The sequence below is a fragment of the Methanoregula sp. genome, assembly GCF_023227875.1.
Lineage (GTDB): Archaea > Halobacteriota > Methanomicrobia > Methanomicrobiales > Methanospirillaceae > Methanoregula.
On sequence record NZ_JALOCH010000005.1, the window covers coordinates 209,240 to 216,852 of the forward strand.

13 protein-coding genes are annotated in these 7,613 nt (G+C 56.1%); all 13 read right to left on the bottom strand.

Annotated elements, in window-relative coordinates; all coding sequences use genetic code 11:
* Positions 1 to 112: 112 nt before the first annotated feature.
* Complete coding sequence (cmk, locus tag M0R30_RS07375) at positions 113 to 658, bottom strand: (d)CMP kinase (RefSeq protein WP_292545408.1); 546 nt, start codon at positions 656 to 658, stop codon at positions 113 to 115.
* Positions 658 to 1,269 carry an EMC3/TMCO1 family protein gene (locus M0R30_RS07380; protein ID WP_292545410.1) on the bottom strand — a complete coding sequence of 204 codons (612 nt, stop codon included), beginning with the start codon at positions 1,267 to 1,269 and terminating at the stop codon, positions 658 to 660. Before M0R30_RS07380 ends, cmk begins: the two co-directional genes overlap by 1 nt.
* Before the next feature lie 4 nt (positions 1,270 to 1,273).
* Positions 1,274 to 1,846 (bottom strand): adenylate kinase, encoded by a 573-nt coding sequence (locus M0R30_RS07385; RefSeq protein ID WP_292545412.1) that lies wholly within the window; start codon positions 1,844 to 1,846, stop codon positions 1,274 to 1,276.
* Positions 1,847 to 1,868: 22 nt separating this feature from the next.
* Positions 1,869 to 3,302: a preprotein translocase subunit SecY gene (secY, locus tag M0R30_RS07390; protein WP_292545414.1), complete on the bottom strand. Its 1,434-nt coding sequence runs from the start codon at positions 3,300 to 3,302 to the stop codon at positions 1,869 to 1,871.
* A gap of 27 nt (positions 3,303 to 3,329) precedes the next feature.
* Positions 3,330 to 3,758 carry an uL15m family ribosomal protein gene (locus tag M0R30_RS07395; RefSeq protein WP_292545416.1) on the bottom strand — a complete coding sequence of 143 codons (429 nt, stop codon included), beginning with the start codon at positions 3,756 to 3,758 and terminating at the stop codon, positions 3,330 to 3,332.
* 5 nt (positions 3,759 to 3,763) lie between these two features.
* Positions 3,764 to 4,225 carry a 50S ribosomal protein L30 gene (locus M0R30_RS07400; protein ID WP_292545418.1) on the bottom strand — a complete coding sequence of 154 codons (462 nt, stop codon included), beginning with the start codon at positions 4,223 to 4,225 and terminating at the stop codon, positions 3,764 to 3,766.
* Positions 4,226 to 4,843 carry a 30S ribosomal protein S5 gene (locus M0R30_RS07405; protein WP_292545420.1) on the bottom strand — a complete coding sequence of 206 codons (618 nt, stop codon included), beginning with the start codon at positions 4,841 to 4,843 and terminating at the stop codon, positions 4,226 to 4,228.
* A 1-nt stretch (position 4,844) separates the two neighbouring features.
* Positions 4,845 to 5,369 carry a 50S ribosomal protein L18 gene (locus M0R30_RS07410; RefSeq protein ID WP_292545422.1) on the bottom strand — a complete coding sequence of 175 codons (525 nt, stop codon included), beginning with the start codon at positions 5,367 to 5,369 and terminating at the stop codon, positions 4,845 to 4,847.
* 1 nt (position 5,370) lies between these two features.
* The gene (locus M0R30_RS07415; protein WP_292545424.1) at positions 5,371 to 5,823 is read right to left on the bottom strand and encodes a 50S ribosomal protein L19e; all 453 of its coding nucleotides are present in this window, start codon (positions 5,821 to 5,823) and stop codon (positions 5,371 to 5,373) included.
* Positions 5,816 to 6,517 carry a 50S ribosomal protein L32e gene (locus M0R30_RS07420; RefSeq protein ID WP_292545425.1) on the bottom strand — a complete coding sequence of 234 codons (702 nt, stop codon included), beginning with the start codon at positions 6,515 to 6,517 and terminating at the stop codon, positions 5,816 to 5,818. Before M0R30_RS07420 ends, M0R30_RS07415 begins: the two co-directional genes overlap by 8 nt.
* 5 nt (positions 6,518 to 6,522) lie before the next feature.
* Positions 6,523 to 7,047: a 50S ribosomal protein L6 gene (locus M0R30_RS07425; protein ID WP_292545426.1), complete on the bottom strand. Its 525-nt coding sequence runs from the start codon at positions 7,045 to 7,047 to the stop codon at positions 6,523 to 6,525.
* A 10-nt stretch (positions 7,048 to 7,057) separates the two neighbouring features.
* Positions 7,058 to 7,450 (bottom strand): 30S ribosomal protein S8, encoded by a 393-nt coding sequence (locus tag M0R30_RS07430; RefSeq protein WP_292545428.1) that lies wholly within the window; start codon positions 7,448 to 7,450, stop codon positions 7,058 to 7,060.
* A 13-nt stretch (positions 7,451 to 7,463) separates the two neighbouring features.
* Positions 7,464 to 7,613, bottom strand: a 150-nt coding sequence (locus tag M0R30_RS07435) for a 30S ribosomal protein S14 (protein WP_292545439.1), incomplete at its 5' end; no start/stop codon positions are given.

Here is a 7,613-nt window from a genome sequence, read left to right on the forward strand (position 1 = left end):
CAGTCACACCTTTTTGTTAATAGTTACATGGGTTCTGAAGAAAAATTCTCTGTATGTGCCATTCTCCGGAGAATGCAATTTGTTAAAACAGGATACGTATCGGAATGAACATTCACGGGTTGTGCCTGTTTTGTTTCAGCCGGGCAATGGACGTATCGATGATTGCACCCAACCCTTCAACATCCCAGTGTTCAGAGTTCAGGATGATATGATACCGGGAAAGATCGTTAATGTCAATATTATAGTAGGAACGGTAACGGTCCGCTTCGCACTGCTCGCGCTCCAGCGTCAGGTTCTTTGCCGTCTCTTCATCGGCCACCTGGTCGCGGAAGACGATCCGCTTGATCCGGCAGCCGATGGGTGCGTACAACCAGATCTTGAGATCCGCATTGTCCACCATCCAGCCGGAGAGCCTGCCTTCCACGATGATGTCGTCATGTTCCTGCGCGATATCTTTCTGGCGGGCATCGATCATCTTGTCATAGGTCGGATCCTGCCGTGCAAGTTCGCCAAACCGGGCCAGCTCCATGTTGTGCTCTTTTGCCAGCTGGCGGAAGACCTCCCCGGCAGATATCAGGGAAAAACCGTGGCGCTCCGCGAGGTACCGTGAGAGTGAGGTTGTCCCGCTCCCGGGCAACCCGCTCACGGTGATCCGCATCAGAGTCCCCCGATATTGAGGGCCTTGCGGATGATCTGGGAGAGCGTAATAGAACAGATCATGTACCAGAAGATCCATGCCGGGATGACCCAGATGACCGCATCGCTGAGACTGTGGGTGCCGAGATATGGCATGGTGATAGTCGTGGTTGTCTGGGCCAGCCGGTACAGGAGCCAGAAGAAGATCGGGACGGAAAGGACGAGGATATAGGTCATGGGCTTGAACTGCTGCTGGGACATTTCGAGCTGTTCCTTCATGACCCGGTCTTTTTTTGCTTCCAGTTTCTTGATCTTCTTCTCGTCCTGGGAGAGCTGGGCCTCACGGAACTCTGCCTGGAACTCTTTCATCCGCTCCTGTGAATTTGTCATCTTCTCGTAATCGATCGTGTATTTCTGCACGATTGAGGAGTACAGGCCGGTCAGCGCAGAAAGGATAACGATCAGGATATAGAACGGTATACCAAACTCCGTGACCAGCGGGGCAAACACAGCGTCTATTGCCTGGCCGACTCCTTCACGCAACCACGGGACGGTATACGCCCACATCATGAGGAACATGAAGCCGAACGTGAACCAGAGGCTGTAGTCGTCCCAGATCTTTTTAAAATTCATGCGTTCACCGGAGGACTTCCGCAAGTTCGGCCGCCGAACGGTCGAGCAGGAAATCGGCATTTGTGATCATTTTTATGGTGCAGCCGGTGATCATCGCGTATGCCGCGGCGATGGACCGGTTGAACTGCTGGTGTTCCGCGATCGAGCGGGCTCCTTCCTTGTCCCGTGACCGCGTCTCATCAGTGAGGCGCCGCATGAGGATCTGGTCATCATCAGTTTCGACAAGTACAATGATATCCGGCATGATCTCGCGGAGCACCCATTCGGGGAGTCCCGCGAGATAGCCCTTGGGCGTCTTTACCGAGGCGTGCGTATCGATCAGGACATTTCCCGGGATCTTTGCAATGGCCTGTGCAGCCCGCTGCTGCAGTCGCTTCTGGACTGCGCGGTCCAGCGTGCGCATCTGGTCCCGGTCCTTAACGACATTATCCGCTTTTGCAACCTCGAACATGAAGGTGCCGAAATTGATTGACTGGTATTCGACACCCTGCTCCTTGAGGTTTTTCAGTGCTTCATTGACAACCGTTGTCTTGCCGACACCGGGAACGCCGGTGATGATGACCTTCTTTCCTTCCATCCTTGTCCCTTTCCTGTAAGAATCACTCTTTTCCAAAGAATGTCCGCATGAACGGGTACATCTCCATGATCTGCTGGCTCGCGATCTCTTCGTAGAGCCGGTAAGTGATACTCACCGTCAAGAGCAGACCGGTCCCGCTCACCGATCCGATGACACCAAAGAGGTTTGCAACGACACTGAGCACACCAATGAAGACGCCACCGATGATGGTTACTCGGGGGATATACCGGTCAAGGTACTTTTCAAGCACCTGCGGATTCCGGCGGTAGCCAGGGATGGACATACCGGACATCTGGATCTGCCGGGCAACATCCTTACTGTCGAGCCCGGCAGTCTTGATCCAGAAGAGCGCGAAGATCGCACCTCCGACCACCATGAATGTCATATTGATGCCCAGACGTAAAATTACCTCCCATACCGCGTGCCCGAGATCGGTTGTCCACCACATCCAGTCGGACGGGCCGTTGATTGGAGCAAGGAAGTACATGAGACCGTTCTGGGGTGTAGAACCATCGAATGTCCCGAGGATGGTAATCCCGACATTTGAGAGGAACATGCCCATCATCTGGATGTTTGCCAGGAGCACCATCACGAGGATCATGGGCAGAACGCTTGCGTAGATGAGCTTGACCGGGAAGCGCGCCCGTGCCCCGCGTATCTGGGCGTGGGCAAGCGGGATCTCGATCCTAGTAGACTCCACATAGACGATGACAAGGAAGATCGCGATGGTGGTTATGAACGCGAGCATATCTGAACTGAAGTACGCGAGGTAATTTCCACCATCCAGACCGATAGCAACAAGACGCGGGAAGAAACCGACGGGATACTGGTCGGTGATATTGGCCCAGCTGATGAACCCGTTGACGAGCGCCTGGGATATACCGGCAATGATGAACAGTCCCACACCGGAACCGATACCCCATTTCGTCACTACTTCATCCATGAAGAAGATGAGGACACCACCGATACAGATCTGGAGAAAGATCAGGAGGGATACTGCAAAGAGGTTGCCGCCAAAGAACTGGCTCGCGATGATCGTGTCGGGCTGCATGAACCCACCGACAATATTCGGGGCTGCTTCGACAACGATCATGACCATAATAAGCAACTTCTGCAGGCCCATATACATGACCTGCCCGCGCGTCTCGCTCGTGTCGATGCGCAGGATATCTGCACCTTTTAAGAGCTGGAGAACGATGGAGGCCGTGACGATCGGCCCGATACCGAGGTGAACGATCGAACCAGTTGCTCCGGCAAGGAGTGCACGGTAAGCAGCGAGCATATCCGCACTGTCGGGCGCAAGTCCAAACACCGGAATGTTCGTCAGGACAAAATACAGAATTAAAATTCCCACGGTCCAGATCAGTTTATTCTTGAAGTGAACGTGGCCCTCCGGGCTCTTGACTGCGGGCATCGCAGCGAGCAGGGGTTCCATTCGATCCAGCAGGTCTCCCATTGTTTCACCAAAAAAATATGTTGCCTATCAGACAACCTGGGCCTTTCCGCCCATTTTCTCGATCTTTGCCTTTGCGGTCTCTGAGAAGGCCTGTGCGGAGATATTGATCTTCCGGGTGATCTTACCGGTTCCGAGAACCTTCTCGATTCCCATATCAGCAGTATCGATCACAATCGCATCCCCGTCCTTCTTGGCAATACCCTGTGCAAGGAGCGAGGGCACGATCTGGTCCAGTGTACCGACATCGATGGTCGTCACTTCAGTCCGGGTCTGGTTACAGAACCCATCCTTACCGAATACCGGTCCACCCATTTCCTTATACCACTTGACAAAGTGGTGGGCGTTGATGCCGGCACGTCCCCGGCCGCCACGGTTTCCTGCACCGCGCCGGTTCTTGTGGGTGCCTCCGCCGCAGGTCCGCGATCCGCGGAATTTTGAACGCTTGTTGGTTGGCATCCTCTTCACCTCATCCTGTAAAGGAGACTATTGATCTCCTGACCATAATAGCCAAGCGATCCACCCTGGGGGAAGGTCCGCTTGGTGGTTTTGTATCCCTTGCGCGGGGGGTGCAGGCGGAGCACGGGCTTAAGGCCCGGCATGTCGCGCAGCTTCGTCTCGCCGCTGGCAAGTGCCTTTGCAAAGTCTGCAACACCGCCATAGGTCGAGTTGGACTTGATGTACTCGTCCGTGAGCGGGGCATCACCGATGACCCTGCCGCGGGTCTGCAGGAGGGTCTCAACGGTTGCTGCATCCACTTCCCCGAATGCCACGTAGTCCTTGACTTTCCGGATCATACCGAGGTTTTCAGGAGTGTCCGGGATCAGCACACAGTGGTTGATGTGATGCAGGCGCAGCATCTTCAAGGTGTCCTTGATGTCCTGGCGGGTCTTCACAACACCGCGGACCTGAACGACCGCGTACATTTACTGCGACCCCCCGGTCCGGATCATATTGGTTGCCTTGAGTGCGTTGAAGGTCGCCTTGGCAAAGTTGATGGTCGTGCGGGTCTGCCCGCGCGCGAACGTCCAGACATCCTTGATACCGGCAAGTTCGAGCACTTTCCTGCTGATGTCACCGGTAACAAGTCCCGTGCCCTGCGGTGCGGGCTTGAGGGTGACCTTGACGCTGCCGGCAATGCCGGTAACCTGCATCGGGATCGAGTGCGTTGCAGCACAGCCGCATTCCCAACTGCCGCAGCCACGGCGGACCTTGACGAGGTTCATCTTTGCCTTGACAATTGCTTTCTTGATTGCGTCGCCGACCTGTACGTCCTTGCCCTGGCCGAAGCCGATGTACCCGTTGCGGTTGCCAACGATGACAACGGCACGGAACTGGACACGGCGGCCCGAGTCGGTCATGCGCTGCATCATGGCGATATCGAGGACTTCGTCCTCGAGATCGGGGAGGAACGCATCGACGATCTGGGGTTCCTTGATGGGCCTGCCGCTCTCGAGGACCTGATCAATGCTCTTGATCTCTCCCGCAGCAACAAGCTTGCCAAGACCGGTGACCGGCTGCCATTCTTCTCGTTCGTATGCCATGTTACGCCATCTCCTTTTTTATGGCTGCTGCCACCTGTTCGACGTTGTTGACGATATCGCTGGCATTCTTGTTGTATGCCGCGATGTGAGCGCCCTTGAGGCGTTCTTCGGACGGGAGGATCTCCTCTCCGTAGGGGATGTCGAGTCCGCCATCCACGGCACCCTTGAGTGCTGCAAACACACGGGCTCCCGGTGTTGCACGGTTGAGCCCGATATCGAGAACCGCACTGTCCTGCCCGGCTTTCTTTGCCTTGATGGCAAAGAGCATGCCAGTGAGGTATGCAGCCGGGGTGTTGGAAGTTGATCCCTTGAATCCGTATTTCTCGAGCTCTTTTGAGTTAGCCGCTACGAGGGTACGGTCGCCGTCCATCTCAGCCGTAACGAGCTGCACGATGATGTGCCGGTTTGTCTTCCTGACGACCATCCTTGGTACGTCCGCAACGACAAGCCTCGTCCGCTGGTAGTAATCGGTTTTGCCTTCCCGCCGTCTCCGGAAGGGGACAAAATACCGCGATCCTGTTGCCATGTTACTTCATCCTCCCAAGGAGGATCTCCATCTGCGCCTTCATGTGCGCGACGCTCCTGAACTGGCCGCCTGCCGCTTTCCGGTAAAGGATGCGGTACATGTGCCGGTCAATTGTGCCGGCCTCGCGGAGTTCAACGAGCGCTTTCCTGATTGCACGGATCTTCTGGACCCATGCGGTCTTGCTCGGGTTGCGGGCACCTGCCGCACCCCTTCTCTTGCCAGCGCCTTTCCGGTGCCCGTAGGACCGCTGTGCGATCCGTGCGCGGGCCCGGCCGCGGCTGACACCCTTCTTCTGGCGTGCCTTGATGACACCCTCGGTGACGAGTCCCCTGAGGTCCTCACGCGAGATCGCGTTCTCGATGTCCGAGATACGGGACGGATCGAACCAGACCCGGTTGACACCGCATTTCAGGATTGCTGCTGCAATGCGTTTCTGGCTGGCGACGTCACTCATTCTTCTTCACCCCGGACTTAGTGGTCTTTTTTGCTGCGGGTTTTGCCTCGGCAGCCTTCTCTGCCTTGGGCTTGGCGGCGGCTTTCTTTGCCGGTGCCTTCTTCTCAGCCTTTGCTTCAGGCTCTGCCTTGGGCTTTGCTTCTGCCTTCTTGGCCGGTGCCTTCTTCTCTTCAGCCTTGGGTGCCGGTTTTGCCTTGGCGGCTTCCTTCTTGACCGGGGCTTTTGCCTTGGACGCTGCGGGTTTCTTCGCATCCTTCTTCGGTTTTTCCTCGTCCCTGGCTTCTTCTTTTTTCACCGGTGCCTTCTTTGCTTTGGCTTTCACCGTGCGGGCGTTGAGCACCTTGAGACCTGCTGCGATCGCTGCATCCTGAAGTGCAACGCGCTTGCGGTCGCCAACGGTGGCTGAAATCCTGACTGCCTGGGTCTTGGGGTCGAGTCCCTCAAGTTCCTTGATTGAGGAGATGAGTGCCTCGAAAAAGCCGCTCGGGTGCATGCCGCGGACTGCAACAGGGCTGCCGAATCCCGGCTTGGGGAGTGCTCCCTTTGCCTTCTTCTGCTCCCTCTGCTTGTTATGCTGGCCGCGGGGTTTTCTCCATGAATCGGAGAGCTGGCGTTTCTTGCCATATCCATCACGCTTGAAGCTTGCGCCCTTGTCAACGCGTACCCGGATTAATCGCTTTACTTCAGTTGCCATTGACTTCAGCCCCTCTGGACCATGTAGATGCCATCCTGGAATACACGCGGGTCGCGGTTGCGGATGTGACAAGCGTGTTCGATGTTCGCTGCCGAGTTGCCGACCAGTTCGCGGTCGCTGCCGTTCAGGACGACTTCGTCATTGGATACTTTTGCCGTCACACCGGTCTCGATCCGTGCATACCGCGCCTTCTTCTCACCAAGGAAGTTGGCAATCTCAAGCCGGTTGCCCTGGAGCTTGAGCTGGATGGGGAAGTGGCTGTACACCACTTTCATGCGGTACTCGAAGCCTTCGGATACACCACGGCACATATTCTTGGTGTGCGCCTCAAGGGTGCCGACCATTGCCGTGATCTCTTTCCTCTTGGACTCGGTGGAGATGGTGACTTCCTTGCCATCACAGGTAACCGTGACCTGGGGGAAGCGCATGTTGCGGGAGAGCTGGCCCTTGGGACCGGTCACCTTGAGTTGTGTACCGTCGAGCTGGGCCTTTACGCCATCGGGGATTTTTACCTTTCGTACTGCTGCCATCATCGCACCTCTAGTACACGTACCCGAGCAGTTCGCCACCGATACCTTCTTTCCTCGCCTGTTCGTGGGACATGACGCCACGGGAGGTCGAAAGCATCAGGAGACCGAAGTTCTTCCCGGGAAGGTACTGCTTTTCCCAGTATTCCATCTCATCCAGCTGTACGGAGAACCGGGGGCTGATCGCACCGCAGCGGTTGATCCTGCCGTTGAGGCTGACCTTGAGCTGTCCGCCCCTGCCGTCCTCAATGAACTCGAAGCTGCCGATGTACCCGGCATCCTGCATAATGCGGAGCATTGCGCCGAGGAGCTTGCTTGCGGGTTCGATTACGCATACGGACTTGCCGGTGTCACCTGCATTTTTCAGGGCACACATTCCGTCTGCTAAAGTATTTGATCGTGTCATTCTTGCTCACTCCTCAGCTCATCTTCTTGAAGCCCATCTTCTGGGCCCATTCGCGGAAGCACTGCCTGCAGAACATGATATGGTATCTGCGTACGAGCCCCTGTTTGCGCCCGCACATCTTGCATTCGTTCGCACCGCGACCGTAGACTTTCTTCCTTTCTCC

Coding starts and splice junctions, on each gene's coding strand:
- M0R30_RS07395 (WP_292545416.1), bottom strand. CDS start 3,758: ATGCCAACCAACAAGCGTTCAAAATTCCGCGGATCGCGGACCTGCGGC.
- M0R30_RS07415 (WP_292545424.1), bottom strand. CDS start 5,823: ATGAGTGACGTCGCCAGCCAGAAACGCATTGCAGCAGCAATCCTGAAA.
- M0R30_RS07405 (WP_292545420.1), bottom strand. CDS start 4,843: ATGGCATACGAACGAGAAGAATGGCAGCCGGTCACCGGTCTTGGCAAG.
- M0R30_RS07420 (WP_292545425.1), bottom strand. CDS start 6,517: ATGGCAACTGAAGTAAAGCGATTAATCCGGGTACGCGTTGACAAGGGC.
- M0R30_RS07410 (WP_292545422.1), bottom strand. CDS start 5,369: ATGGCAACAGGATCGCGGTATTTTGTCCCCTTCCGGAGACGGCGGGAA.
- M0R30_RS07385 (WP_292545412.1), bottom strand. CDS start 1,846: ATGGAAGGAAAGAAGGTCATCATCACCGGCGTTCCCGGTGTCGGCAAG.
- M0R30_RS07380 (WP_292545410.1), bottom strand. CDS start 1,269: ATGAATTTTAAAAAGATCTGGGACGACTACAGCCTCTGGTTCACGTTC.
- cmk (WP_292545408.1), bottom strand. CDS start 658: ATGCGGATCACCGTGAGCGGGTTGCCCGGGAGCGGGACAACCTCACTC.
- M0R30_RS07430 (WP_292545428.1), bottom strand. CDS start 7,450: ATGACACGATCAAATACTTTAGCAGACGGAATGTGTGCCCTGAAAAAT.
- secY (WP_292545414.1), bottom strand. CDS start 3,302: ATGGGAGACCTGCTGGATCGAATGGAACCCCTGCTCGCTGCGATGCCC.
- M0R30_RS07425 (WP_292545426.1), bottom strand. CDS start 7,047: ATGGCAGCAGTACGAAAGGTAAAAATCCCCGATGGCGTAAAGGCCCAG.
- M0R30_RS07400 (WP_292545418.1), bottom strand. CDS start 4,225: ATGTACGCGGTCGTTCAGGTCCGCGGTGTTGTGAAGACCCGCCAGGAC.